This window comes from Erwinia sp. AnSW2-5 (assembly GCF_045107195.1).
Lineage (GTDB): Bacteria > Pseudomonadota > Gammaproteobacteria > Enterobacterales > Enterobacteriaceae > Erwinia.
In genome coordinates, this window is record NZ_JBJGXA010000002.1 from 197,980 (window position 1) to 223,264 (window position 25,285).

Here is a 25,285-nt window from a genome sequence, read left to right on the forward strand (position 1 = left end):
GACCTCTGAGGGATCCCCACAAATATTGGCTGATATCCTGGCTTCAGGTCCGTGGCCAGTTTGAGTACGCCGGATCGGCAAAATCCGCATCCCTGCGGGCCTCGGCACGCGACGTCCTGTCGCGTGACGTCCGGCTTAACTCAAACTGGCCCCATCCCCGCAGAACCGTTGCTCGCTGTGAATGTTAAAACCCCGACGCCATTGCGATCTTGCGTAGGGGGCGATCATCTTTTCCGATCGCCCCGTAACGCCGGGTCGGCACCCTGCCCAACATCACGGGCGGACCGAAACAGAAGGTCCGCTCCTACAGGTTCTGAGTTGTTTTCGGGTTGGGTCTTGACCTGGATTTTGACGTTGAAGGGGGCGACTGCCCACCCTGGGTCGCTCAGCCCGCGCAGCGGGAAAGCGAAACGCCCTTGACGTTGACCTGGACAATCGTGCAGACCCGCGTCACTGGTCGACCGCTCGTCATGCCGGTCTGACTTTATGGGGATCCCTCAGGGGATGACCTTTTTTTCCGGTCGTCCCGTGCTAATGGTCTGCATCGCGGGCCAGGTCGGCCATTACGGAGGTTTTATTACAGCGTCGCAGCCAGCGCATCCACGCGTGCCATTGCCTGATACAGCGCGCTTTCCGTTACCGTCTCACGCATATTTGCCATATCCGGTGCATGCACCGATTCGCGCACAATCACCGCCAGTTCGTCCGCATTCAGGTCGGCAATCTCTGCCAGACTGAGCGGCACGCCACAGTCACGCGCCAGGCGCATTTCTGCCAGCAGCTCTGCATCGTCACGCTGCTCCAGCGCCAGCAGGCAGAGATTGCCGTAGCCGACCAGCAGGCCGTGGCCGAACTCGCGGGTTTTATCGACGAACGTGAACCCTTCGTAAATGGCATGGGAAGCCGCCGCATGGGCGCCGTTGCTCATCAGTGAGGTCAGCCCGGCAAAGGTGAAGATGGCATCCAGCGCCTGATCGAGGGCGTGATCAGGCTGCTGCTGGCGCACGGCTTCACAGGCTGCCGCCCCGTGCTTCGCGATCACGTCGTAGCAGAGACGGCTGTGCGCCAGCGAGGAGAGCGCATTGGCATCCACGGCCGGATGGCGTTCGCTCACCGCACGGAACTCATACCATTTCGCCAGCGTATCGCCCAGCCCGGCGGCCAGCCAGCGCAGCGGGGCCTGGGTCAGCAACTGGCTGTCGATGATCACCGCCGCCGGAGCCTGCGGCAGCGGGAAGATATCAAAAAAGTTACCGTTATCGTCATAGCGAATGGTTAACGGCGTTACCGCCGAACAGGTCGCAGCGATGGTGGGCAGGGTGATCACCGGGATATTTTGCTCTGCACCTACCGCTTTGCAGGTATCCAGCGATTTACCGCCCCCGACCGCGATAATTACCTCAGCCTGATATTCCTGCGCCAGCGCGCCCAGGCGGGCAATCTGACGTAATGAGGTTTCACCGCCAAACCATTCGCTGCCCACCAGCGTGCAGCCCGCTGCCGTCAGCTGTTGCGCCACCCGGTCTTTGACTGCCGCCAGCGCCTGATGGCCGCCGATCAGCAGCACACGCTGGCCCAGTTCACGGCTGAGGGTGCCGATCTGGTTGATGACGCCAGCGCCACGCAGTACGCGCGCCGGGAAAATCAGATGTTGTTGTGACATGTTTATCCTTCAGTGTTGCTGTAATAAGACGCTTATGCGTACTTCACGCCGGGCAGTACGCACAGCATTTCAAAGAGAATATTCGCCGCCAGCTGCGAGGTGGTGCCGCTGATATCGTAAGGCGGAGAGACTTCCACCAAATCGGCACCGATCAGATTCAGGCCCCGACAGCCGCGTACAATTTCCAGCCCCTGGATGGAGGTCAGGCCGCCCACTTCCGGGGTGCCGGTGCCGGGTGCCCAGGCGGGGTCAAAGCTGTCGATATCATAAGAAAGATAGACGGGACCGCTGCCCATGCGGGCGCGAACGTCGGCCATCAGCGGGACCATTGACTGATACCAGCACTGTTCGGCAGGCACCAGATGGAAGCCCTGATCGACGCCCCACTGAAAATCCCCGGCGGCATAGCCCTGAGCGCGCTGGCCGATTTGCACCACGCGCTGGCAGTCAAGCAACCCTTCTTCCACCGCGCGGCGGAATGTGGTGCCGTGGGCAATCTTCTCGCCAAACATCTCGTCGTTGGTATCGGTATGCGCATCGACATGAATCAGCCCGACCGGGCCATGTTTTTTCACCAGCGCCCGCAGGATCGGCAGCGTCAGGGTATGGTCACCGCCGAGGGTCAGCGGCACCAGCGGGTAGTCGTTCAGCCGCGTGTAATAGCGTTCAATAATCTCAACGGACTTCAGCAAATTATAGGTGTTAATCGGCACGTCCCCGAGGTCACCGACGCGCAGGGAATCAAACGGCGCGGCCCCGGTGGCCATATTGTACGGACGGATCATCACCGAGTCGGCGCGGATAGCACGCGGGCCGTAACGGGTGCCGGAACGCTGTGAGGTGCCGATATCCAGTGGAATACCGACAAAGGCCGCATCCAGTCCGTCCGGCTGTGCCGCAGGCGGCAGACGCATCATGGTGGTATGCCCGGCAAAACGTGGCATCTCATTGCCATTTTGTGGCTGGGGGAAGTCGTTATCGCTCATCAGGGATCTCATTAACTGGCAGGGTGTCGGCACTATCATCTGACGGAACGGCAGCGGGAAAAATCATTGACAGCAGATTATTAGTTAATAGATTACTTAACTAATACCTTCTTCTTATCCTTCGCTATCGGGGCTGTCGCTGCGTGACCATCAACCGTTTACCCAATCTGAAACTGCTGAGTGTGTTTGTCTGCGTGGCGCGCTGCCAGGGATATTCCCGCGCCCAGCAGGAGCTGAATATGACCACGCCTGCCATCAGCGCCTATATGAGTGAGCTGGAACAGCAGCTGGGTTTTGTGCTGTGCCGACGCGGGCGGGCAGGGTTTTCCCTGACGGAAAAAGGCGAACAGTATCTGCAATACAGCCTGCAACTGCTGCATACCTTGCAGGACTTCGATCGCCAGGTGGATGGGCTGAAGAATGAGCAGGGCGGGGTATTTTCGCTGGGCGTGGTGGACTCCACCGCTACCGATGACCGGCTGCAACTGGCCGATACCCTGCGTCAGTTCAGTGACCGCTTTCCGGCGATCTACCTTAGCCTTGCGGTGCGTGACCCGAATGAGTTGCAGCAACAGGTGCTGGATAACCGCCTTGACCTTGCCATCGGTCATTTCCCGGTGAACGTGAATAATCTGGTGACGGTGCCGCTGCACCATGAACAACACTGGCTCTACTGCAGCGACAACCATTCGCTGTTTGCCCGCCACACAGCGGATGACCTGCAAAATGTGGGCTTCGTAACCCGCAGCTACTGGAATCAGAGCGAGCTGGCGCGGCGCGGCTTTAAAGCCAGCAGCGCCTCGGTGGAGAGCATTGAAGCGCAGCTGATTCTTATCCTTTCTGGTAAGTATATTGGTTACCTGCCGGAGCACTGCGCGCGGCCGTGGGTGGCGCAGGGCCGGTTGCGACGATTGTCGCCGGAACAGTTCAGCTACCGCGCGGCGTTCTCCCTGATTTTTCGCCGTGGCCGCAGCCGGGAAGTGCCGATCCGCGCCCTGCGTGACCTGCTGAAACTGCGAGCCGCCGCAGGAGATTAACGTTTGCAGGCTGACGTCGCCGCCATACTGTGTAAAAATACAGCCTTGTTTAGCTGGAAGTGATTGTCATGGCGTTAACTGTCGCGTTAAAAACGCAAATTGCCGGGTGGTATAAAGCCCTGCAACAGCAAGTTCCCGATTTTATTCCGCGTGCGCCGCAGCGGCAGATGATTGCCGAGGTCGCGAAAACGCTGGCGGGGGACGACGGTCGTCATCTGGCAATTGAAGCGCCTACCGGGGTGGGGAAAACCCTCTCTTACCTGATCCCCGGTATTGCCGTCAGCCGTGCCGAGGAGAAACCGCTGGTGGTCAGCACCGCCAACGTGGCTTTGCAGGATCAGATTTTTAGCAAGGATCTGCCGCTGCTGAAGAAAATTATCCCCGATCTGAAATTTACGGCGGCGTTTGGCCGTGGCCGTTACGTCTGCCCACGCAATCTGTCAGCGCTGGCGACGGATGAAGAGAATCAGGGCGATCTGCTGCTGTTCCTCGATGACGATATGACCGCCAGCAAAGATGAGCGGGCCATCTGCACCGAACTGGAAAAATCCCTCAAACGCTATCAATGGGATGGCCTGCGCGATCACTGTGCGGAAAATATTGAAGACTCCCTCTGGCAGCGCCTGAGCACCGATAAAGCCAACTGCCTCGGCAGTAACTGCAACTGGTTCCGCGAATGTCCGTTTTATGTGGCGCGGCGTGAAATCGAAGATGCGGACGTGGTGGTGGCGAATCACGCCCTGGTGATGGCTGCCCTGGAAACGGAATCGGTGCTGCCGCCGCCGAAAAACCTGCTGCTGGTGCTGGATGAAGGCCACCATCTGCCCGATGTGGCACGCGATGCGCTGGAGATGAGCGGCGAAATTACCCCTGGCTGGACGATGTTACAGCTTGATCTGTTCTGCCGCCTGGTGGAGCAGTGTCTGGCGCAGTTTCGCCCGAAACGCCCGCCGTCCCTTAGCCACCCGGATAAGCTCAAAGCCCACTGCGAAGAGGTGCGCGAGCAGCTACAGATGCTGTCGCAGATCTTAGGGCTGTATCTGCCGCCGGAAGGGCAGGAGGGGGAATACCGCTTTGAGATGGGGCTGCTGCCTGAAGAGATCCTGACGATCTGCGCCCGGTTGTTCAAACTCAGCGATGCGCTGCGCGGGCTGGCGGAAGCCATGATGAACGACCTCAGCGAGAAAACCGGGCAGTTTGACGTGGTGCGCCTGCACCGCACGTTGATCCAGATGAACCGTGCGCTGGGCTGGTTTGAGGCCAGCAGCAAACTGTGGCGGCTGGCGGCGATGGAGCAGGCATCCGGCGCGCCGGTGTCGAAATGGGCGACACGGGAAATCCGCGACGGCAATGCACACCTGATGTTTCACTGTGCCGGAATACGCGTCAGTGAACAGCTTGAAAAGCTGCTGTGGCGCAAGATCCCACATGTGGTGGTGACCTCAGCTACGCTGCGCTCCCTGAACAGTTTCCAGCGTTTGCAGGAGATGTCCGGCCTGAGTGAAAAAGCCGGGGATCGTTTTGTTGCCCTCGATTCGCCGTTTAATCATGTGACCCAGGGTCAGCTGATTATCCCGCAGATGAAGTACGAACCGATGCTGGCGAACGAAGTGATGCACCTGGCCGAAATGGCGCACTTCTTTCGTCATCAAATCAAACTGGCGGCCCATAAGGGGATTCTGGTGCTGTTCGCCAGTGGCCGCGCCATGCACCAGTTCCTCGCTTACCTGCCCGAGCTGCGCCTGATGATGCTGGTGCAGGGCGATAAGCCACGCCCGGCGCTGGTGGCGCTGCACCGCAAACGCGTGGAGCAGGGGGAAACCAGCGTGCTGGTGGGATTACAGTCCTTTGCTGAAGGGCTGGATCTGAAAGGCGACCTGCTTTCTCAGGTACATATTCATAAAATCGCTTTCCCCCCGATAGACAGTCCGGTTATTTTGACGGAGGGAGAATGGCTGAAAAGCCTCAAACGCTATCCGTTTGAAGTGCAAAGCCTGCCCAGCGCCTCGTTTAATCTGATCCAGCAGGTCGGGCGGCTGATCCGCAGCCATGATTGCTTTGGCGAGATTGTGATTTACGATCGGCGCTTGATCAGCAAAAGTTATGGCGCACGTCTGCTGGGCGCGCTGCCGGTGTTCCCCATCGCGCAGCCTCCGATGCCCGAAGGCGAGCTGCCAAAAGCCGTGACCCCGGCCGTGAAGAAGAAACCCGCACCGCGCCGTCGTCGTTAACCCTTTTTAGTGAGCAAAAGCATGAGCATGGATTTTAAAAAAATTATTAAAGAGGTCGGACGCGGTAAGAATCATGCCCGCGATATTGATGCGGAGACCGCGTGCGAGCTTTATCGCCTGATGCTGAAGGGAGAGGTGCCGGATCTTGAGCTGGGTGCTTTGCTGATTGCCCTGCGCATTAAAGGCGAAGGCGAGGGGGAAATGCTGGGCTTCTACCAGGCGATGCAGGAGCAGATGCCGCGCCTGACGCCGCCAGCACAGCGGCCGATGCCGGTGGTGATCCCCAGTTACAACGGGGCACGCCGTCAGGGAAACCTGACCCCGCTGCTGGCGCTGCTAATGTCGCGCCTGGGCTTCCCGGTGCTGGTTCATGGCGTCAGCGATGACCCGACCCGCATCACCAGCGAGGCGGTCTTTGCTGCGCTGGATATTCCTGCGGTTTCTACCCTGGAAGACGCGCAGGCGAAGCTGGATGCCGGTGAGCTGGTGTTTATCACCATCGGCACGCTGTGCCAGCCAATGGAGCAGCAGCTGGCGTTGCGCTGGCGGATGGGCGTGCGTAACAGCGCGCATACCCTGGCCAAACTGGCAACGCCATTTGCCGCCGATGCGGCGCTGCGGCTGGCCAGTGTTTCGCACCCGGAATATATCCCACGCGTGGCGACGTTTTTCAGCGCTATTGGCGGGCGTGGCCTGCTGCTGAACGGTACGGAAGGGGAAGTGTACGCGAATCCACAGCGTTGCCCGTCGATCACGCTGATTACCGGAGAAGACACGCAGACGCTGCTGGCACGGCAGGAAGACCTGGTGCTGAGTGCTGATCATCTGCCTTCCGCCAAAGATGCGGCCACCACGGCCGCATGGATCCGTCGTTGCCTGGATCGCGAAGTGCCGGTGCCGCAGTCGCTGCGTTTGCAGATTGCCTGTTGTTACCTTGCCACCGGGCGGGCGACTGATCTGGATGGTGCGTTAGCGCAGATCGATTCGGCGGGGTATTAACGCGTAGTAGCCATCATCGGCACGGGGCGACCGGAAAAAATGGTCGCCCCCTACGGTTCGGGGCAACCTGGGTTCTGTTGGGGCTGACCTTCTTTTTCGGTCAGCCCGGATGCGCGTGATGCGCGACGTGCCGCGGATTATCGTGCGGGAAGCAACTGTCCGACCAGCGCGGTCCACAGCGCAATGCCGGGGCCGATCAGCGTATCGTTAAAGTCATAGCGGGCATTGTGCAGCGGCGCAGAAGGCGTATCACCGTCGGCGCCCAGCCAGAAATAGGCTCCGGGGCAGGCTTCCAGCATGCAGGCAAAATCTTCCGATGCCATCGACGGGTTAACATTCCAGTGCACCTGCTCTGCGGGAAGTACCGTCAGCGCGCAGTCGCGCACCTTCGCCGCTTCCAGCGGATTATTTGCCGTAACCGGATAATCCGTCTGATAAATAATGCTGCCTTCAATGCCCAGCGGGCGGGTGAAGGTGGTGACAAACTCATCAATCATCTGGCGTACCCGCACGCGCACATCCGCCTGCAGGCAGCGCAGCGTGCCGCGCAGCACCACCGTATCCGGGATGACGTTGATCGCTTCACCACCGTTAATCTGCGTAATGCTGACTACCGCTGAGGCCAGCGGCGACAGGCGACGGGCTGGTATGGTTTGCAGCGCCAGAATCAGCTGGGCAGCGGCGACAATCGGGTCCGCACCGTTTTCCGGCATTGCTGCATGACAGCTGCGCCCGTTGAGGGTGATTTCGAACGAATCCAGCGAGGCCATCATCGCCCCTTCATTGACCGCCACATGACCCGCAGGCAGGCCCGGCCAGTTGTGCATGCCGTAGATGGCATCCATCGGAAACAGGGTAAATAAGCCATCTTCCACCATGCGGCGCGCACCGCCGAGGTTCTCTTCAGCAGGCTGGAAGACAAAGTGAACGGTACCGCTAAAACATCGGGTGGTGCTGAGATGTCTGGCCGTTGCCAGCAGGATCGCCGTGTGGCCGTCGTGGCCGCAGGCATGCATCACGCCCGCCTGCGTGGAGCGGTGCGGCGGGTTGCCCAGTTCGGTCATTGGCAGCGCATCCATATCAGCGCGCAGACCAATGGTCGGGCCGGGGCCGTTTTCCAGGGTGCCGACTACACCCGTTCCCGCCAGGCCACGATGCACCTGAAGCCCCATCGCTGTGAGCTGTTCCGCCACTGCTTGCGACGTATGATGCTCCTGATAGCCCAGTTCCGGGCGGGCATGAAATGCCCTGCGCCAGCCGGTAGCTTCATCAATCAGCGAAACGGGAATGACCATAGATTACTTCTCCTGTCAGGGGCGTTGCTATCCAGTAGCGGGCTGAAAATAAGTTAGCATAAAACCGGGAAAGAAAGGGGTAGATGCAGAGAAAAACGGGCCTGAGAGCAGGCCCGTGCGGGGTTATTTGATCATCGGGAGATTCAGTTCATGCTCGCGGGCGCAGGCTTTGGCTATTTCGTAACCGGCATCCGCATGGCGCATTACGCCGGTGGCCGGGTCGTTCCACAGTACGCGGCCAAGGCGGGCATCAGCTTCCGGGGTACCATCTGCGACAATCACCACGCCAGCATGCTGTGAGAAGCCCATTCCGACGCCGCCACCATGATGCAGGCTGACCCAGGTGGCTCCGCCTGCGGTGTTCAGCAGGGCGTTCAGCAGCGGCCAGTCGGACACGGCATCCGACCCATCCATCATCGCTTCAGTTTCACGGTTGGGTGATGCCACCGAGCCGCAGTCAAGGTGGTCGCGGCCGATAACCACCGGTGCTTTCAGTTCACCGTTGCGCACCATTTCATTAAAGGCCAGCCCGGCAAGATGACGTTCTCCCAGCCCCAGCCAGCAGATGCGGGCAGGCAGCCCCTGGAAGGCGATGCGCTCCTGCGCCATATCCAGCCAGCGGTGCAGGTTGGTGTGATGCGGGAACAGCTCTTTCAGTTTGGCATCGGTTTTGTAGATATCTTCCGGGTCGCCGGACAGGGCAACCCAACGGAACGGACCTTTGCCTTCGCAGAACAGCGGGCGAATATAGGCCGGGACAAAGCCAGGGAAATCAAAGGCGTTCTTCACCCCTTCTTCCAGCGCAACCTGACGAATATTATTGCCGTAATCCACTGTCGGAATGCCCATATGACAGAAGTCGAGCATCGCCTGAACATGCACCGCCATGGAGGCACGGGCGGCTTTTTCTACGGCTTTTGCATCGGTCTTGCGGGTGGACTCCCAACGCGCCAGATCCCAGCCCAAAGGCAGGTAGCCGTTAATCGGGTCGTGGGCGGAGGTCTGATCGGTGACGATATCCGGTTTCATGCCTCCGGCTTTCGCGCGCTTCACCAGCTCTGGCAGGATTTCGGCCGCGTTGCCCAGCAGTCCAACGGAAATCGCGCGTTTCTCCTGGTTCGCCTTGTCGATAATCGCCAGAGCTTCATCCACGCTAAACGCTTTGTAATCCAGGTAGCGAGTGCGCAGACGGAAATCAATACGTGACTCCTGGCACTCAATCGCCAGCACGGAGGCACCGGCGAGCACGCCCGCCAGAGGCTGTGCGCCACCCATCCCACCTAATCCGGCCGTCAGGATCCATTTACCGGCAAGGTCACCCTGGTAATGCTGGCGGCCCGCTTCCACGAAGGTTTCAAATGTGCCCTGCACAATGCCCTGCGCACCGATGTAGATCCAGGAACCGGCGGTCATCTGGCCGTACATCATCAGGCCCGCTTTATCCAGTTCATGGAAGTGGTCCCAGGTAGCCCAGTGCGGCACAAGGTTGGAGTTGGCAATCAACACACGCGGCGCATCGGCGTGCGTGCGGAACACACCCACCGGCTTACCGGACTGCACCAGCAGCGTTTCTTCCGGTTGCAACGCCTTCAGCGAGCGCAGGATCTGCTCAAAGCAGTCCCAGTTACGTGCCGCTTTGCCGATGCCGCCGTAGACCACCAGGTCTTCCGGGCGCTCGGCCACATCCGGGTCAAGGTTGTTCTGGATCATGCGGTAAGCAGCTTCAATCAGCCAGTTAGCGCAGTGCAGTTCATTGCCGTGCGGGGCGCGAATGGTGCGGGATACGGCATTTTTTACAGCGTTAGTCATGGTCTATTCCTTCTCAATTTAGGCTTAGCGCGCGCGTGCTGGTTGCAGGGCGGCGATCATATCTGGCCAGCGATCCGCGCCAGCCCACAGACGCATCTGCTCGATATCCGGTGCCATCAGGCGGTCTTTTTCCAGGTAAGGTACGCGTTCGCGGATGGCGGCGAGCACCTGTTCCAGCTGAGGGGAACTGCGCAACGGACGAATAAAATCAATACCCTGTGCGGCAGCCATCGCTTCAATGCCAACCACGGCAGCGGTGTTAAAGCACATCGCGCCCAGGCGGCGAGCGGCGTAGGTTGCCATGGAAACGTGATCTTCCTGGTTGGCGGAGGTGGGCAGGCTGTCGACGCTGCCTGGATGGGCCAGGGATTTGTTTTCAGAGGCCAGCGCAGCGGCGGTCACCTGGGCAATCATAAAGCCGGAGTTTACCCCGCCATCGTTCACCAGGAACGGCGGCAGACCCGAGAGGCTGGTATCCAGCAGCAGCGCCAGGCGGCGTTCAGAGATAGCGCCGATTTCGGCAATCGCCAGTGCGATGATATCGGCGGCAAAAGCCACCGGCTCGGCGTGGAAGTTACCGCCGGAAATCACTTCGCCGGTATCGGTAAATACCAGCGGGTTATCGGAGGCGGCGTTGGCTTCAATCTGCAATACGTTCGCTGCATGGTTGAGGTTATCCAGGCAGGCTCCCATCACCTGTGGGACACAACGGATGGAGTAAGGATCCTGCACACGGCCACAGTTGGTGTGCGAAGTGAGAATGCCACTGCCTTCCAGCAGTGCTGATACTGCCGCAGCCACGTCTATCTGCCCCTGCTGACCGCGCGCTTCGTGAATACGGTGATCGAAAGGTTTGATCGAGCCTTTAATGGCTTCCAGCGACAGGGCACCCGCGACCAGTCCGGCGGCAAATATATTCTCCCCTTCGAACAGACCGCGCAGCGCCAGTGCCGTCGACACCTGGGTACCGTTCAGTAGCGCCAGGCCCTCTTTCGGCCCCAGTACAAAAGGCTTCAGCCCGGCGATTGCCAGCCCTTCCGTGGCAGGTATCAGCTTGCCCTGCACGCGGACGTCACCTTCACCCAGCAGCATCAGTGACAGATGCGCTAGCGGGGCCAGATCGCCCGAGGCGCCAACGGAGCCTTTTTCCGGGATGCACGGCATGATGCCGGCGTTAAACAGGGCGAGCAGCGCGTCGACCAGTTCAATGCGTATTCCTGAATGGCCGCGTGCCAGACTGATGACTTTGGTCGCCATAATCACGCGCACCACGTCGTCTGGCAGCAGATCACCCAGCCCGACGCTGTGTGACAGAACCAGGTTGCGTTGTAACTCGGCCAGGCGTTCCGTTGGAATAGTGGTTTGCGCCAGTTTGCCAAAGCCGGTGTTAATGCCGTAGGTCACTTTGCCTTCTTTGACGATAGCGGCCACCGTGGCACTCGCCTGCTGAATACGGCCGCGTGACGTTTCGTCCAGCGCCAGTGTGACACCCCCGCGATAGATCCTTTTGAGGGTGGCCAGGTCCACCTTGCCCGGTGTTAGCAGGCAATGATGCGTAGTCAGTGACATGGTATACTCCTGTATAGACAACTAAGGTTGCAGTGTTTTGTTATGAAGACGTTAACGAGTGAATCACATGTGTATAGTCTTGTCTATACAACCAGCAAGAGTTGTGCCAGCTGCGTCACAAAAACAATTTCGGGCAAAAATGTGCGTTTATTAAGGTTTTTTCCCGCAGCCCGCGTACAGCAGGGCTAAAGGGGTTGCACTGCATTGGGGCGGACCGCCTTCTTCAGGTGCAGCCAGGATGTCTATACATATCAGGTTTTAGTCCGTAAACTTCCGTTATCAGACAATTAAGGGATCCTCTATGGTCGTGCAGACTGCCATTTCACAACTTTCCGCAGCCATGAGCGATCAGCCTGCTCCGATTTACCTGCGGGTTAAGCAGGCGATTATCAGCCAGATCCGTGAAGGGGTGTGGAAGGCCAACCAGCGTGTGCCGTCAGAAAGCGAGCTGGTCAATGAACTCGGCGTCAGCCGTATGACCATCAACCGCGCACTGCGCGAACTCACCAGCGAAGGATATCTGATCCGTATGCAGGGGGTTGGCACCTTTGTGGCCGAAGTTAAGGGCTACACGGCCATGCTGGAAGTGCACAATATCGCTGAAGAGATCGCCCAGCGTGGTCATCGCCACAGCAGCAAAATCCTGACGCTGCGCGAATGCAAAGCGGACCCGGAACAGGCGGCAGTATTGGGATTAACCACCGGTCAGCCGCTGTTTCATTCGCTGATGGTGCATTACGAAAATGAGCAGCCTGTACAGCTGGAAGAGCGCCTGGTGAACCCGCAAATGGCGCCGGATTACCTGCAACAGGACTATGAGCATCAGACGCCTTATACCTATCTGATGCGCGTAGCACCACTGACGGCGGGTGAGCACATTGTGGAAGCGGTCTTGCCCGACGCGCAACAGTGCCGCCATCTGGCGATGGAGGCCAGTGAACCCTGCCTGCTGATCCGCCGCCAGACCTGGAGCGACGGTAAGATTGTGACTTACGCGCGCCTGCTCTATCCCGGTTCACGCTATCAGTTATTCGGACGTTTTAAGTGAAGCGTACCCCAGAGCAGCCGGGCATCTGCTGACACCGGCATAAACGCCCCGGCGTTATTCTGCCACCATGCACCCTGGCCTTCTGTTAGCAGGGTTTGCTGGTGCTGCCACTGACCTGAAATCACATACACCACGCCAGCATCTGTCGCCGCAGGAGCAAAGCGCGTGGTGGCAATCCCCGCCTCCGGCAGAAAATTACTGCGCCGTGCCATGATATTAAAGTCCGTACTGATTTGGCCGGAGAGCCGTGCGCTGATGGTTTCTTCGCCGCGAAAGGCGAACGGCTGATGCAGTCCCAGCGGCTGATAAAGCTGGTCATGACGATAGAGCACGACGTCGCCGCTCAGCAGCGTAATAATGCGATCGATGCCGGGGAACAGTGAAAAATCGCCGTCTGCGGCAATGGTGGCAATGCTGATGCGCCAGTCAAAATCTGCCGCACCGGGCGGATAGCTGACAATTTCCCGCGTTTCTCCACCGCCATTACGCCAGCGGCTGGCGGGCAGGCGGCTGCTCTCATACAGATGGATCATTGTAATGCCTCCAGGGCTTCACGCAGATCGGCATCAATGGCTGCCTGCTGTGCATGCTGCCCGGAACGGATACGCTGCTGCCCGGCAACAAACACATCCTGAATCTGGCTACGGTTCCCGGCAAACAGCCAGCGATTTAGCAGCGAGGCATCCGGGGTGCTGTTCAGCAGCGCATCCCCGGCCAGTACCAGCCAGTCAGCGCGGTAGCCGGGTTGGAGGCTGCCAATCTTCACGCCGCACGCCTGGGCACCCCCCGCCAGCGCCTGCTGATACAGCACATCACCCACTGACAACTGCTGTGCGGTCACGATACGGTTGCGGCGGCGATCGCGCAGGCGCTGGGCATACTCCAGCCAGCGCAACTCTTCCACCACATCCAGCGAAACATGGCTGTCAGAGCCAATCCCCCAGCGGCCGCCCTGAGCCACATAGTCGGTGGCCGGAAAAATCCCGTCTCCCAGATTGGCCTCGGTGGTCGGACACAGACCGGCAACGGCCTGGCTGGTGGCAAGACGGTGGATCTCCTGCTCATCCAGATGTGTAGCATGAATAAGGCACCAGCGCGCATCCACATCAAAGCGATCCAGCAGCCAGCTCACCGGGCGTTCACCGCTCCAGGCCAGTGAGTCATTTACCTCTTTTTCCTGCTCCGCAATATGAATATGCACCGGAAGATCAGCAGGGCTGTTTTCCAGCACCTCGTGCATCTGCTGTTCGTTCACCGCACGCAGGGAGTGGAAGCACAGCCCCTGGTTGTACAGAGGTCGCCCGGCAATCAGCTGGTGCAGGCGCTGCTGCTGAGCCAGATAGCTGTTGGTATCCTGAATAAACCGTTTCTGCCCCGGCTGCGCGGGCTGGCTGCCAAATCCGGCATAGCTGTACAGCACGGGTAACAACGTCTGACCAATGCCGCTGCGATCGGCGGCGTGGATCAACTGACGCAACATCGCGTCGTCAGGATAGGGCTGGCCATCGGGCTGATGGTGCAGGTAGTGGAACTCGGCCACCTGGGTATAACCGCCTTTTAGCATATCAACATACAGATGCGTGGCGATGGCGCCGACCTGTTGCGGCGACAGGCATTGCACCATTCGGTACATCAGGTCACGCCAGGTCCAGAAGCTGTCCTGCGGATCACCCGCCACTTCAGCCAGCCCGGCCATTGCCCGCTGGAAAGCGTGCGAATGCAGGTTAGCCATCGTAGGGAGCACGACGCCATTAAGACGCTGTGCCCCCTCAGGTGTACTGTTGGCGACGGTGGCGGTGATCATGCCCTGTGTGTCAACATCAATCAGGACATTGTGGTGCCAGCCATCGGCCAGCAGGGCGCGGGGTGCAAAAAAGCGTGTCATGGTTGCTTCCTGTGCAATGAGGTTGTATATACATATACATACTTGTGATTCAACAGTAAAGTGCGCAACGTGGGAGAACGGATGAACCAGCAACTCAGCTGTGACCATCTCTGGTATGGGGCCGATATTGTCACCATGCAGGATGGGCGTTACAGCATCATTGAACAAGGCGCCATTGCCGTCAGCGGGGACGAGATTGTCTGGGTGGGGCCTTATGCACAAAGTGCGCACATTGCGGCCCGTCAGCGCACCGATTTCGGCGGGGGAATTATCACGCCTGGCCTGGTGGACTGTCATACGCACCTGGTATTCGGGGGCGACCGCAGCCATGAGTTTGAACAGCGTCTGAACGGGGTCAGCTACAGCGACATTGCTGCCCAGGGCGGGGGCATTTTGTCTACCGTGCGCGCAACCCGTAGCGCTTCCCAGGCGCAGTTAGTCGCCAGCGCCCGTCAGCGCCTCGATCATTATCTGGCCGAGGGCGTCACCACCGTTGAGATTAAATCCGGTTATGGGCTGGAAATCGCCAGTGAGCTGCGGATGCTGCAGGCTATCCGGCAATTGGCGCAGCAGGTGCCTGCACAGATCCAGGCAACCTGCCTGGCGGCACATGCGGTGCCGCCGGAGTATCAGCAGCAGCCCGATGCCTGGGTTGACGTCATTTGTGACCAGCTGTTGCCCCAGGTGGTGGAAGAAGAGCTGGCCGATGCGGTGGATGCCTTCTGCGAGCATCTGGCCTTCTCCCCCGATCAGGTGCGGCGGGTATTCACCGCTGCACAGCGGCTCGGGTTGCCAGTGAAGTTGCATGCAGAGCAGTTGTCGCCGCTGGGCGGCAGTTCGCTTGCAGCAGAATTTAATGCTCTGTCGGCAGACCACGTGGAATACGCCACTGAAAGTGATGTTGCTGCAATGGCGCAGCACAACACCGTGGCCGTGCTGTTGCCCGGTGCTTTTTATCTGCTACGTGAAACACAGCGCCCGCCCGTTGAGCTGTTCCGCCGTTATCAGGTGCCGATGGCGCTGGCCAGTGATGCCAATCCTGGAACGTCACCTGCTTTATCATTGCGTCTGATGCTGAATATGGGCTGTACGTTGTTTGGTATGACGCCGGAAGAGGCGTTGGCAGGCGTGACGCTGAACGGTGCGCGTGCGCTGGGTCTGGCCGATCAACTGGGTTCACTGGAGGCCGGTAAGTTGGCCGATTTCGTTCACTGGCCGCTGGCGCGTCCGGCTGAACTGGTTTACTGGCTTGGCGGGCAGTTGCCCTGCCGGGTCGTCTTTCGTGGAGAAGAACGATGAACGCTTATCAATTCAGCGCCGGTACGCTGCCGCTGCTGCTCAGTATTCCCCATGCGGGCACACAGCTCACCCCGGAAGTAGAGGCCGGCTTAAGCGATGCCGCGCGCGGGTTGCCCGATACCGACTGGCATATTCCTCAACTGTACGACTTTGCCAGAGCAATGGGCGTCAGCGTGCTGGTAGGCAACTATTCACGCTTTGTTATCGACCTCAATCGTCCGTCGGATAATCAGGCGCTATACACCACGGCCACTACCGGGCTTTACCCGGAAACCCTGTTTGACGGATCTCCAACGTTTGCGCCGGGAAAAACACCGACAGCGGCACAGCGTGAAGGCTATCTGCACCATATCTGGCAGCCGTATCATGACAAACTCCAGCAGGAGTTGGCGCGGATCAAACAGCAGTTTGGTTATGCATTGTTATTTGACGCCCATTCGATAGCGTCGGTGATCCCACGTTTATTTGATGGCAAACTGCCGGATCTGAACCTGGGCACCAATGACGGTGCCAGTTGCCATCCTGAACTGGCGCAGCAGCTCACTGCCTGCTGCGATGCGCAGTCACAGTTTAGCTGGGTGCTGAACGGGCGATTTAAAGGCGGCTATATTACCCGCGCTTACGGTAAACCGCAGGAGAACCAGCATGCGGTGCAGCTGGAGCTGGCGCAGTGTCATTATATGGATGAGCAGCCGCCCTTTGGCTGGCGAGGGGATAAAGCCAGTACGCTACAGCCGCTGCTTGAGCAGCTGATCGAGACGCTGCTGCATTACGGTACATCGCGTTAATCTTGCGGGCGCACACGGGTTGCGCCCTGATTTTTCCTGCCTGATAGCAACTACAGCAACAGCGCTTCGATGTCCTGCCAGTTCTCCACGCGGCGGTATCCCGTCACATGGCGGTTATGCGGCGCTGAATAGAGAATGCCTTCCCCGCAGAAATTCGCGAAGTTAATCACGTTGTCATCGATCATATAGTCGGCATTGATAATGCTTTTGTTGCCGCAAAACACGATGTGGCTGGGTTTGATGGCCGGGAAGTGTTGTTTCAGCCACTGGAACTTGGCGTTGAACGACGTCGGCACTTCCATCGCAGCGGTCGTAATAAAAATCTCGTAATGCTCACTCAGCCGGGCGATCACTCGCTGACTGTCGGCGATCACGCCCAGGTCAGCAAAGAAGGTGGGGTCGCCGACCAGCTCAAAAATTTCCACCAGCTTCTCTGGATCGTCCTGATGCAGATTAAACAGGTTCAGCTCATCCAGCGTCAGCTGCTGTGAAAAATGGGCGTTCCAGGTGGCTAACATCTTGGTATGAAAATCAGCGATGACTTCATCCATATCGATGGCGATGCGTTTCATAATCACTCCATGACAAACGTTTTTTTGGAACACGCATCATAGCAAAAAAGGACGCGGGCGGCATATTGGCGTCTTGCGCGGGGAATGCGTCCACTACCGGTAACACCACGGGCACTTATCTGTACGGACCGAAACAAAAGGTCCCCCTACAAGGCAGGGGGACAATATTCAGCCACGCGCATCCGGCCTGACCATATCAAACTTCAATGCTTCACTGATGCCGTAATACGCGGAGGGGCCGCCTGCACGCAGGATCGGTTCTGCTTTCGCCGTCTGATAGATCCCCTCAACCAGCAGATCCTGATCGATATGGATCGCCACCACTTCACCCAGCACCAGCCAGGTTGGGATCTGCTCGCCATCGGCAGTTTGTAGCTGGATGCACTGTGAGAGCCGACACTCAAAATTAACCGGGCTTTCGGCCACCATACTGACGTTCACCAGCGTGGCGGGCAGGGCGGTCAGCCCCGCATAAGCAAACTCATCCTCGCCGTGGGCAAGGGAGGCCGAACTTTCATTCATCGGCACGGCCAGCGAACGTGTCGCCAGGTTCCAGACGAACTCCCCGGTTTCAACGATGTTCGCCACGCTATCTTTCCAGCCGCTGCTGGCGAAGCCAATCACTGGCGGGCGGTAGTTAAAACAGTTAAAGAAGCTGTAAGGCGCGAGGTTGCGCTGCCCGGCCGCATTCTGAGAGCTGATCCAGCCAATCGGGCGCGGTCCGATAATCGCATTGAGCGGGTCGTGTGGCAGGCCGTGGCCCTGTTTGGGTTGATACGAATGACGCTTACGCAAAGGGGAACTCCTTGGCTAATCGTTAATGTTATTAATGACATAAGTCAAATTCACTAATATGAAGAAATAATTAGAAACATGTTATAGAGTAAGCCCGCTATCTATGGAGATATGCCCTTATATTAATTAAGGATTTTGATTTTAAGGAGCTTTTCATGTTCGCAAAGTTTATCCGTGTTAGCGCAGCCCCGGTAATGATTGCTGCGACTGCGCTGTTGACCAGTGCTGTTGCAACGGCTGCCGACACTAGCCCGTTTTTTGATGCGGCGTTATGCAAACCAGCCTACACCACTAAAGCGGCCAGTGCGCTTTATGATGAAGCAGAAAAAGTAACGAAGTATCAGCTGGTGGGCATGATGGCCGTTTACCCACTGCCTGAAGCCGTGGTGAAAGATGGCTTCAGCGCTAAAGCCTTCGTGCTGGCAGGCACCACGTATGGTGTGCTGGTCGACGGTCTGAAAGCGGAAGAGCTGGCGAAAGCCTATCAGCTGACGAAAGAAGCGCCGAACCCGATGATTGTGGCGACCAAAAGCTACGTGCGCGTCTTAGCCGATGCGGATCAGCCTTCGCCGGAAGCCGGTCGCGTGGCGATCACTGCACGTGAAGCTCAGGGTATTCCGGGTAAAACGCTGCTGAGCTGCGAATTTACCTCGCTGGCCGATCTTGAAGCGATGAAAGCGATGGCGAAATAATCGTCGTTCGTTTTCACCAGGGCCTAAAGGCCCTTTTTTTATACCTTTCTGCCAACTGGCGTGAGGGAACACGCGTGAAATCGTCCTCTAATGGTTTACGATTAATACCGCAGCAGGTATCTTACGCGCCTGCTGACAAGAGAGTGGCCAATGAAAACCCCTGCTGAAAAAAATGTACTTCACCCACGCAACCGCCATCGCGGTCGCTACGATTTTGCTGCGCTGATTGCCAGCCACCCACCGCTTGCGCCGTTTGTGGCGGTCAACAACTGGGGCAGCGAGTCCATAGACTTCGGCAATCCCGATGCGGTTAAGGCGCTGAACCAGGCCCTGCTGAGCCATTTTTATCAGATTGCCCACTGGGATATCCCGGAAGGTTTCCTCTGCCCGCCCGTGCCGGGACGTGCCGATTACATTCATCACCTGGCTGATCTGCTGGCGGAAGATAACCGCCGCGTGGTGCCGCGTGAGATTAACGTGCTGGACGTTGGCTGTGGCGCAAACCTGATCTATCCGTTGATCGGCTACAGCGAATATCAGTGGCGCTTTACCGGCAGTGAAGTTAACGAGCAGGCGATGGCATCTGCCAGTGCCATTATCGCTGGCAACCCAGGCCTTAACCGCGCCATTCGTCTGCGTCGTCAGAAAGATACGAGCGCGATTTTTAACGGCGTGATCCACAAAAGCGAGCTGTATCAGGCTGTGCTGTGCAACCCGCCGTTCCATGCATCGGCAGCCGATGCTCACCAGGGCAGCCAGCGCAAGCTGCGTAACCTGGGGCTGGATCGTCACTCTCCGCTTAACTTCGGCGGGCAGCAGGAAGAACTGTGGTGTGAAGGTGGCGAAGTGGCGTTTATCAAACGTATGATCGAAGAGAGCGCCAGCTTCGGCCGTCAGTGCGTGTGGTTCACCACCCTGGTGTCACGCAAAGAGCATCTGCCGGAGCTGTGGCGTGCGCTGGAAGAGGCCGATGTTGCTGCTATGCGCACTGTTGAAATGGCGCAGGGACAGAAGCAGAGCCGCTTTATTGCGTGGAGCTTTATGGAGCAGCCACAACGCACTAAATTGCTGAATAAGTAAAAGCGGTTATCTCGGGGCCTTCAGCGCTGCAAAGCTGGCTGCCCCGTCAATAATTATAATAGACCCCTGCATCCTGGCGCTCGCCAACGGAACGAATCGGCATCCGTTCGACCGTGCCGGTAATCGGCCCGATGATCACCAAATCCCCGGTGTCCATGCCATTTTTCCTGTAATAGCGCTCAGCAGAAAAGTACAGGCCTTCAGGGCGGTATGGGGGGGAAAGACGCAAGCAGGGGCGAACGCGGGTTCGCCCCAGAAGGGATTACGACACGTGCTGTAAGAACTCACGCAGACGGTCGCTTGGCGGGTTGGAGATCAACTCGTCAGGGTTACCGTCTTCCGCAATGCGGCCTTTATCGATAAAGATCAGGCGCGAGGCGACTTTCCGCGCGAAGCCCACTTCGTGGGTGACGATAACCATGGTCATGCCTTCTTCGGCCAGGTCCTGCATCACTTTTAACACTTCGTGACGCAGCTCCGGGTCGAGCGCAGACGTCGGCTCATCGAACAGCATCATTTTCGGCTTCACGGCCAGCGCACGGGCAATCGCCACGCGCTGCTGCTGGCCACCGGACAGCTCGGAAGGGAAATGGTTAGCACGTTCAGCCAGTCCAACTTTACCCAGCAGTTCCTTCGCCAGACGCTGCGCATCGGCTTTCTTCGCACCGCGTACGCGGATAGGACCGAAGGCAACGTTGTCCAGCGCGCTCATCTGTGGGAACAGATGGAACTGCTGGAACACCATGCCGGCTTCCTGGCGGATCAGACGATCATCCACTTTCGGGTCGTTGACTTTTTTGCCATCAACAATCAGATCGCCGCTGGTGATCTCTTCCAGTTTGTTGATGCAGCGCAGCAGCGTGGATTTACCGGAACCTGATGGACCGATAATCACCACCACTTCGCCCTGGTTAATTTTCAGGTCGATGTCATGCAAAACCTGAGTTGCACCGAAGTGCTTGGACACATTTTTAAATTCAATCACAGGATTTTCATCCTTCTCTCAAGGCGACGCAGAACGAAACTCAGCACCAGCGTAATAATCAGGTAGATAACCGCAACGGCGCTCCAGATTTCCAGTGCGCGGAAGTTACCAGCAATAATTTCCTGTCCCTGGCGGGTCAGTTCTGCCACACCAATCACGATAAACAGTGAGGTGTCTTTGATGCTGACGATCCACTGGTTACCCAGCGGAGGCAGCATACGGCGCAGCGCCAGCGGCATAATCACGTAGCGCAGCGTCTCACGGCTGGAGAGGCCCAGCGCCAGGCCGGCTTCACGGAAGCCACGGTTAATCGACAGCACGGCACCACGCGTGATCTCAGCGATGTAAGCACCGGAGTTGATCATAATGGTCACCACCGCAGCGGTTAACGGGTCGATTCTGAAATCGGGCAGTGCCATTGGCAGTGCGAAATAGATAAACATCACCTGCACCACGATCGGGGTGCCACGGATCAATTCAATGAAAACCAGCGCGATGTTGCGTGAAAACCAGCCACCGTAGGCACGGGCAAAACCCGCAGCCAGACCGATGATCACGCCGCCAAGCAGACCGAGGACCGAAATCCACAGGGTCATTTTGGCACCTTCAAGCAGGATTGGAATAGCGGGCCAGATGGCGCTCCAGTCAAACTGCATGTTTATTCTCCGGATCTAAAACATTGTGTTGGTGTGGAAAAAACGCAGGAGCAACACGCTCCTGCGTTTAATAAATATCTTATATATTTATTATTATTTAGGTTCGCTGCCGAACCATTTTTTGTACAGCGTATTGTAAGTGCCGTTCTCACGCAGTGTTTTCAGTGCGCCGTTCACTTTTCCGCGCAGCTCGTCGCTGCCTTTCGGGAAAGCGATACCGTACTGCTGTGCTTCAATTGACTCACCGACGGCTTTGAACTGGCCTTTGCCTGCGGTGTGGATGAAGTAAAGAATGTTTGGTGTGTCATGCAGGACCGCATCAGCACGGTTGGTGCCCAGTTCCATATAGGCATTGTCGATGTTCGGGAACTGACGCAGATCTTTAAATTTGATGTGCTGTTTAGCGTAGTCAACCGATCCGGTGCCGCTCTTCACTGCAACCACTTTGCCGTTCAGGTCATTGATGCTTTTGATGGCATCGTTACCCGCTTTCACCATCACTAACAGGCCGCTTTTGTAGTAGCCATCAGAGAAGTCGATCGCTTTTTGACGCTCTTCAGTAATGGTGATGCCAGCCAGCGCCAGGTCTACGTTACGGGTTTGCAGTGCAGGAATGATGCCGCTGAAGTCCATTGGCTTCAGGGTGTATTCCATGTTCAGTTGTTTTGCAATCGCATCCCACAGGTCAATATCGAAACCGACATATTTATCACCCTGTTTGAATTCAAAAGGCACGAAAGCGGTATCGGTAGCAACAACCAGTTTTTTGTCAGCAGCCGTGGAAGACATCGCAAACGCCAGCGTCAGCGCTGCAAGAGAAACCTTAAAAATTGACTTCATCATTTTATCCTTATCGCTTCTCGGGAAAGGTCTTTTCCGATTAAATGCCCGCAGCCCTATGAAAGAATCGTGCCAGTTTTGCAAAAACAATGAAAAACAGCAAGTTAAATACGATTTTTCTTAAGCTCGTTGACAGGGTTCAGGGTGGTGCACAATTTTGGTGCCCCATTATGGTGCGCTGTGTCTATAGTGGTGCATCAGCAGTTTTAGCAAATTATGGGATAAAAACAACACATAGTGTCGGAGGGGATTAATTTAATGTCACAGACTTCTAACTTTAGCAACATTCTGGCAAAAAAAAGCAGATGGGGGGAACCATCTGCCTGAGGTATCTGCGCGAGCGTTAATACAGTTATTCGATGTTAGATTCGATAAACCACAGGAATTTATCCAGATCGCGTGATGCTGCGGTAAAGATGTCCGCCGAGTCTTCATCCGGCACTTCACTGATGGCTTTGCGCACGTCATTGGCAACGATGGCATAACGGTCAGCCAGCGCTTTCAGGTGCTCCTGCACGCTGTGAATATTGAGCGGATAGCTTTTCAGCGGCGTTTTGTCGGTAACAATCTGCGCGGTACCCAGCGCCACGCCGCCCAACTGCACAACGCGTTCTGCAATGGTGTCCTGGTGGTCGGTGATCGCGGCACGGAAGCCATCAAGCATTTCATGCACGGCAATAAAGTTTGCCCCGCGCATGTTCCAGTGCGCCTGCTTGGTGATCAGCGACAGGTCGATAAATTCGATAACCAGACGATTAAGCACCTCAATAGTGGCTTTTTTGTCGTCATCGGCCACGTTGTTACGGGTGTAAATCAGATCAGAAGATTTTGCTTTAACCAGTTTAGCGGTACTCATCATTAATATCCTCTTGATAGTCAGGTTGTCCAAATTCAATACGGAAATAATTATAGCACTGGTTTTTCATCCTGCCGGAAAGTTAGTGCCTATTGATTGGATAGCGCTGGCCTGTTGACTGAATAAAGTCTGGGGAGTGTGAAATAAATAATGATACGAATGATTGTTGTTCGGATTTTTGTTTTATCTGGTTGTTTTTAAATGTGAATTATTCTTGCTGCCATTTTAATGATTCATTTTTATTAAAATGATAACTGGATGTTTCTGGTGATTGAATTAACCAGATTGTCATAATTCGAACGGTGAAATTAATCAGGCGGGAAGCCATCGCCTGCGGGAGGTGCATTTCCCGCAGGCAGAGCACTGTTTATTCTCTTAATTCTCCCACCGGGTCAATGTCCCGCTTTGCCGGGCGCATTGTCAGGGTGGAACCTGCTGAGGCAGCAATAATTGCCAGCAGTGCCAGCCACTGCACCAGCGTCAGCACTTCACCCAGAAACAGCATGCCAGAGATAGCCGCCATCGCCGGTTCCAGGCTCATCAAGGTGCCAAAAGTCCGTGCAGGCAGACGGGTCAGTGCAACCATCTCCAGTGAATAGGGCAGGGCGCTGGAGAGCACCGCAATCGCTAGGCCAATGGGGATCAGGGATAAGGTCCAGATCCCGGGGTTGGCATACGCCAGGCCCAATGGTACAAACACCAGCGCACCAATCAGGGAGCCTGCCGCCACGGTAGCCGGGCCGTGTTGGCTGCCAGCACGTTTTCCCGCAAGAATATACACCGCCCATAAGGCACCCGCGATCAGCGCATACATCGCACCAAGCGGGTCTATACTGTCAATGCTGTGCCCGATCGGCAGCAGGAAGAACAGGCCCAGTACGGCCAGACCGACCCAGATAAAATCCAGAGGGCGTCGTGATCCTGCGAGCGCCAGCACCAGCGGGCCGGTAAACTCCAGCGCCACGGCAATACCCAACGGTACGGTGCGTATCGATAAATAGAAGGAATAGTTCATTCCCCCCAGCGCCAAACCGTAGATCACCAGCGGCAGGATCTGCTGACGGTTGAAACGCAGCCGCCAGGGTTTGAAGATCACGCAGAGAATAACTGTACCCAGCCCAAGGCGCAGGGCGGTAATGCCTGGTGCTCCCACCGCAGGAAACAGTGTTTTGGCCAGGGCGGCGCCGCCCTGAATTGACGTCATGGCAATCAGCAGCACCAGTACGGGTAACCAGACAGCATTTTTTACGTGTGAAGAAGACATCCTGTATTCCAGCCTTTAATTAATCCGTTTCGAAGATAAACGCCCTGTGACAGTGTACTGGAAGGCACTGCTAAACCCAGAGATGGGAAAAAAATAAGTGAAAAAAACAGAAACTCTGTAAGAAAACAGGGCCAGTTCAGTAAAGAATTGTCAGATTTGATTAGGATTTATCTCAATGAAGCTTTTTTTACAGTCGGTAAAAATAGAATAGGAATGGCAATAATCATAAGAAAAAAGAATGACATAGAAAGCATCATTAACTTTCTGTTACACCAAACATTCTGTTAGACAACAAAATCAAGGCAGAGTTTCTCGCTGATTTTTGTTATATTTTCAGCGTTGTCAGGAGAGAAGTACTTTCACATTTGAGGTGGTTATGAAAAAAATTGCATGTCTTTCAGCATTAGCTTGCGTACTGGCAGTATCTGCTGGTTCAGCAATGGCACAGAGCACCGTTTCCGCTGGTTACGCTCAGAGCGACTACCAGGGCGTAGCGAACAAAGCTAACGGCTTCAACTTGAAATACCGCTACGAGAACGGCAGCGATGCTCTGGGTTGGATCGGCTCTTTCACTTACACTGAGAAAGACCGTACCGATGCAGGCGACTACATCAAGGGCCAGTACTATGGCATCACTGGTGGTCCAGCTTACCGTCTGAATGACTGGGCGAGCATCTACGGTGTTGTGGGTATCGGCTACGGCAAATACCAGTACAACGAACCAAACCGTGAGCGTTATAATTCTAGCGACGTAGGTTTCTCCTACGGTGCTGGCCTGCAGTTCAACCCAATCCAGGACATCGCTCTGGACGTGGGTTACGAGCAGAGCCGTATCCGCAACGTTGACGTTGGCACCTGGACTGCTGGCGTAGGTTACAGCTTCTAAGTTGCTAACCGCAAGTCCGGATACCCGGACTGACGTTGAAGAATCCGCCC

23 protein-coding genes and 1 pseudogene are annotated in these 25,285 nt (G+C 56.7%); 9 read left to right on the plus strand and 15 right to left on the minus strand.

Annotated elements, in window-relative coordinates; all coding sequences use genetic code 11:
- Positions 1-577: 577 nt before the first annotated feature.
- Both ACFL9S_RS02555 and speB read right to left on the minus strand, forming a co-directional pair.
- Positions 578-1,663 carry an iron-containing alcohol dehydrogenase family protein gene (locus tag ACFL9S_RS02555; protein WP_405260134.1) on the minus strand — a complete coding sequence of 362 codons (1,086 nt, stop codon included), beginning with the start codon at positions 1,661-1,663 and terminating at the stop codon, positions 578-580.
- Positions 1,664-1,695: 32 nt separating this feature from the next.
- The gene (speB, locus tag ACFL9S_RS02560) at positions 1,696-2,649 is read right to left on the minus strand and encodes an agmatinase (RefSeq protein WP_405260135.1); all 954 of its coding nucleotides are present in this window, start codon (positions 2,647-2,649) and stop codon (positions 1,696-1,698) included.
- 143 nt (positions 2,650-2,792) lie between these two features.
- Between speB and ACFL9S_RS02565 the strand changes: the two genes are divergently transcribed.
- The 3 genes from ACFL9S_RS02565 (at position 2,793) to ybiB (ending at position 6,916) form a co-directional block, all read left to right on the plus strand.
- Positions 2,793-3,686 carry a LysR family transcriptional regulator gene (locus ACFL9S_RS02565; protein WP_405260136.1) on the plus strand — a complete coding sequence of 298 codons (894 nt, stop codon included), beginning with the start codon at positions 2,793-2,795 and terminating at the stop codon, positions 3,684-3,686.
- A 68-nt stretch (positions 3,687-3,754) separates the two neighbouring features.
- A complete protein-coding gene (gene dinG, locus ACFL9S_RS02570) occupies positions 3,755-5,917 on the plus strand; it encodes an ATP-dependent DNA helicase DinG (RefSeq protein ID WP_405260137.1) in 2,163 nt (720 codons plus the stop codon).
- Between the two features lie 27 nt (positions 5,918-5,944).
- The gene (gene ybiB / locus ACFL9S_RS02575; RefSeq protein ID WP_405260138.1) at positions 5,945-6,916 is read left to right on the plus strand and encodes a DNA-binding protein YbiB; all 972 of its coding nucleotides are present in this window, start codon (positions 5,945-5,947) and stop codon (positions 6,914-6,916) included.
- Between the two features lie 137 nt (positions 6,917-7,053).
- Here the strand turns inward: ybiB and ACFL9S_RS02580 are convergent, their stop codons facing one another.
- From ACFL9S_RS02580 to hutH, 3 genes are all read right to left on the minus strand, one after another.
- The gene (locus ACFL9S_RS02580; protein WP_405260139.1) at positions 7,054-8,211 is read right to left on the minus strand and encodes a M20 aminoacylase family protein; all 1,158 of its coding nucleotides are present in this window, start codon (positions 8,209-8,211) and stop codon (positions 7,054-7,056) included.
- Between the two features lie 123 nt (positions 8,212-8,334).
- Positions 8,335-10,020 carry a urocanate hydratase gene (gene hutU / locus ACFL9S_RS02585; RefSeq protein ID WP_405260140.1) on the minus strand — a complete coding sequence of 562 codons (1,686 nt, stop codon included), beginning with the start codon at positions 10,018-10,020 and terminating at the stop codon, positions 8,335-8,337.
- 24 nt (positions 10,021-10,044) lie between these two features.
- Positions 10,045-11,589, minus strand: a complete 1,545-nt coding sequence (gene hutH, locus ACFL9S_RS02590; RefSeq protein WP_405260141.1) for a histidine ammonia-lyase — start codon at positions 11,587-11,589, stop codon at positions 10,045-10,047.
- Positions 11,590-11,890: 301 nt separating this feature from the next.
- Between hutH and hutC the strand changes: the two genes are divergently transcribed.
- Complete coding sequence (hutC, locus tag ACFL9S_RS02595) at positions 11,891-12,637, plus strand: histidine utilization repressor (RefSeq protein ID WP_405260142.1); 747 nt, start codon at positions 11,891-11,893, stop codon at positions 12,635-12,637.
- Here hutC and ACFL9S_RS02600 read toward each other — a convergent pair.
- Both ACFL9S_RS02600 and ACFL9S_RS02605 read right to left on the minus strand, forming a co-directional pair.
- A complete protein-coding gene (locus tag ACFL9S_RS02600; protein ID WP_405260143.1) occupies positions 12,613-13,170 on the minus strand; it encodes a HutD family protein in 558 nt (185 codons plus the stop codon). The genes hutC and ACFL9S_RS02600 overlap by 25 nt on opposite strands.
- On the minus strand, positions 13,167-14,522 hold the full coding sequence (locus tag ACFL9S_RS02605; protein WP_405260144.1) for a formimidoylglutamate deiminase: 1,356 nt from the start codon (positions 14,520-14,522) through the stop codon (positions 13,167-13,169). The genes ACFL9S_RS02600 and ACFL9S_RS02605 overlap by 4 nt, the downstream gene beginning before the upstream one ends.
- An 81-nt stretch (positions 14,523-14,603) precedes the next feature.
- Between ACFL9S_RS02605 and hutI the strand changes: the two genes are divergently transcribed.
- Positions 14,604-15,821 (plus strand): imidazolonepropionase, encoded by a 1,218-nt coding sequence (gene hutI / locus ACFL9S_RS02610; RefSeq protein ID WP_405260145.1) that lies wholly within the window; start codon positions 14,604-14,606, stop codon positions 15,819-15,821.
- Positions 15,818-16,609 (plus strand): N-formylglutamate deformylase, encoded by a 792-nt coding sequence (hutG, locus tag ACFL9S_RS02615; protein WP_405260146.1) that lies wholly within the window; start codon positions 15,818-15,820, stop codon positions 16,607-16,609. The genes hutI and hutG overlap by 4 nt, the downstream gene beginning before the upstream one ends.
- A 50-nt stretch (positions 16,610-16,659) precedes the next feature.
- On the opposite strand, the gene ACFL9S_RS02620 is transcribed toward hutG, so the two are convergent.
- On the minus strand, positions 16,660-17,181 hold the full coding sequence (locus tag ACFL9S_RS02620) for a 5' nucleotidase, NT5C type (protein WP_405260147.1): 522 nt from the start codon (positions 17,179-17,181) through the stop codon (positions 16,660-16,662).
- A 168-nt stretch (positions 17,182-17,349) separates the two neighbouring features.
- Positions 17,350-17,976 carry a flavin reductase family protein gene (locus ACFL9S_RS02625; protein WP_405260148.1) on the minus strand — a complete coding sequence of 209 codons (627 nt, stop codon included), beginning with the start codon at positions 17,974-17,976 and terminating at the stop codon, positions 17,350-17,352.
- 155 nt (positions 17,977-18,131) lie between these two features.
- Between ACFL9S_RS02625 and ACFL9S_RS02630 the strand changes: the two genes are divergently transcribed.
- Positions 18,132-18,668, plus strand: a complete 537-nt coding sequence (locus ACFL9S_RS02630) for a hypothetical protein (RefSeq protein WP_405260149.1) — start codon at positions 18,132-18,134, stop codon at positions 18,666-18,668.
- 150 nt (positions 18,669-18,818) lie between these two features.
- Positions 18,819-19,748, plus strand: coding sequence for a 23S rRNA (adenine(1618)-N(6))-methyltransferase RlmF (gene rlmF / locus ACFL9S_RS02635; protein ID WP_405260150.1), 930 nt, complete (start codon positions 18,819-18,821; stop codon positions 19,746-19,748).
- Between the two features lie 55 nt (positions 19,749-19,803).
- Here rlmF and ACFL9S_RS02640 read toward each other — a convergent pair.
- The 6 genes and pseudogenes from ACFL9S_RS02640 to rhtA form a co-directional block, all read right to left on the minus strand.
- Positions 19,804-19,914 (minus strand): annotated as a pseudogene (locus ACFL9S_RS02640) (mechanosensitive ion channel domain-containing protein); the annotation flags it as partial.
- Positions 19,915-20,010: 96 nt separating this feature from the next.
- Positions 20,011-20,733 carry a glutamine ABC transporter ATP-binding protein GlnQ gene (gene glnQ / locus ACFL9S_RS02645; RefSeq protein ID WP_405260151.1) on the minus strand — a complete coding sequence of 241 codons (723 nt, stop codon included), beginning with the start codon at positions 20,731-20,733 and terminating at the stop codon, positions 20,011-20,013.
- A complete protein-coding gene (gene glnP, locus ACFL9S_RS02650; protein ID WP_405260152.1) occupies positions 20,730-21,389 on the minus strand; it encodes a glutamine ABC transporter permease GlnP in 660 nt (219 codons plus the stop codon). Before glnP ends, glnQ begins: the two co-directional genes overlap by 4 nt.
- Positions 21,390-21,482: 93 nt before the next feature.
- Entirely contained in the window at positions 21,483-22,229 is a 747-nt protein-coding gene (gene glnH / locus ACFL9S_RS02655) for a glutamine ABC transporter substrate-binding protein GlnH (protein ID WP_405260362.1), read from the minus strand.
- A gap of 352 nt (positions 22,230-22,581) precedes the next feature.
- Entirely contained in the window at positions 22,582-23,085 is a 504-nt protein-coding gene (dps, locus tag ACFL9S_RS02660) for a DNA starvation/stationary phase protection protein Dps (RefSeq protein ID WP_405260363.1), read from the minus strand.
- A gap of 367 nt (positions 23,086-23,452) precedes the next feature.
- On the minus strand, positions 23,453-24,349 hold the full coding sequence (gene rhtA / locus ACFL9S_RS02665) for a threonine/homoserine exporter RhtA (RefSeq protein ID WP_405260153.1): 897 nt from the start codon (positions 24,347-24,349) through the stop codon (positions 23,453-23,455).
- Positions 24,350-24,725: 376 nt separating this feature from the next.
- Here rhtA and ompX point away from each other — a divergent pair, with 376 nt between their 5' ends.
- A complete protein-coding gene (gene ompX, locus ACFL9S_RS02670) occupies positions 24,726-25,235 on the plus strand; it encodes an outer membrane protein OmpX (protein WP_405260154.1) in 510 nt (169 codons plus the stop codon).
- Positions 25,236-25,285: the final 50 nt, after the last annotated feature.

Excerpts from the sequence above, each read along its gene's own strand:
- ompX (WP_405260154.1), top strand. The coding sequence starts at position 24,726 with ATGAAAAAAATTGCATGTCTTTCAGCATTAGCTTGCGTACTGGCAGTA.
- dps (WP_405260363.1), bottom strand. The coding sequence starts at position 23,085 with ATGAGTACCGCTAAACTGGTTAAAGCAAAATCTTCTGATCTGATTTAC.
- dinG (WP_405260137.1), top strand. The coding sequence starts at position 3,755 with ATGGCGTTAACTGTCGCGTTAAAAACGCAAATTGCCGGGTGGTATAAA.
- hutG (WP_405260146.1), top strand. The coding sequence starts at position 15,818 with ATGAACGCTTATCAATTCAGCGCCGGTACGCTGCCGCTGCTGCTCAGT.
- ACFL9S_RS02630 (WP_405260149.1), top strand. The coding sequence starts at position 18,132 with ATGTTCGCAAAGTTTATCCGTGTTAGCGCAGCCCCGGTAATGATTGCT.
- rhtA (WP_405260153.1), bottom strand. The coding sequence starts at position 24,349 with ATGTCTTCTTCACACGTAAAAAATGCTGTCTGGTTACCCGTACTGGTG.
- glnH (WP_405260362.1), bottom strand. The coding sequence starts at position 22,229 with ATGAAGTCAATTTTTAAGGTTTCTCTTGCAGCGCTGACGCTGGCGTTT.
- ACFL9S_RS02605 (WP_405260144.1), bottom strand. The coding sequence starts at position 14,522 with ATGACACGCTTTTTTGCACCCCGCGCCCTGCTGGCCGATGGCTGGCAC.
- ACFL9S_RS02555 (WP_405260134.1), bottom strand. The coding sequence starts at position 1,663 with ATGTCACAACAACATCTGATTTTCCCGGCGCGCGTACTGCGTGGCGCT.
- ACFL9S_RS02580 (WP_405260139.1), bottom strand. The coding sequence starts at position 8,211 with ATGGTCATTCCCGTTTCGCTGATTGATGAAGCTACCGGCTGGCGCAGG.
- speB (WP_405260135.1), bottom strand. The coding sequence starts at position 2,649 with ATGAGCGATAACGACTTCCCCCAGCCACAAAATGGCAATGAGATGCCA.
- rlmF (WP_405260150.1), top strand. The coding sequence starts at position 18,819 with ATGAAAACCCCTGCTGAAAAAAATGTACTTCACCCACGCAACCGCCAT.
- ACFL9S_RS02620 (WP_405260147.1), bottom strand. The coding sequence starts at position 17,181 with ATGAAACGCATCGCCATCGATATGGATGAAGTCATCGCTGATTTTCAT.
- glnP (WP_405260152.1), bottom strand. The coding sequence starts at position 21,389 with ATGCAGTTTGACTGGAGCGCCATCTGGCCCGCTATTCCAATCCTGCTT.
- hutH (WP_405260141.1), bottom strand. The coding sequence starts at position 11,589 with ATGTCACTGACTACGCATCATTGCCTGCTAACACCGGGCAAGGTGGAC.
- ybiB (WP_405260138.1), top strand. The coding sequence starts at position 5,945 with ATGGATTTTAAAAAAATTATTAAAGAGGTCGGACGCGGTAAGAATCAT.
- hutC (WP_405260142.1), top strand. The coding sequence starts at position 11,891 with ATGGTCGTGCAGACTGCCATTTCACAACTTTCCGCAGCCATGAGCGAT.
- hutI (WP_405260145.1), top strand. The coding sequence starts at position 14,604 with ATGAACCAGCAACTCAGCTGTGACCATCTCTGGTATGGGGCCGATATT.
- hutU (WP_405260140.1), bottom strand. The coding sequence starts at position 10,020 with ATGACTAACGCTGTAAAAAATGCCGTATCCCGCACCATTCGCGCCCCG.
- ACFL9S_RS02600 (WP_405260143.1), bottom strand. The coding sequence starts at position 13,170 with ATGATCCATCTGTATGAGAGCAGCCGCCTGCCCGCCAGCCGCTGGCGT.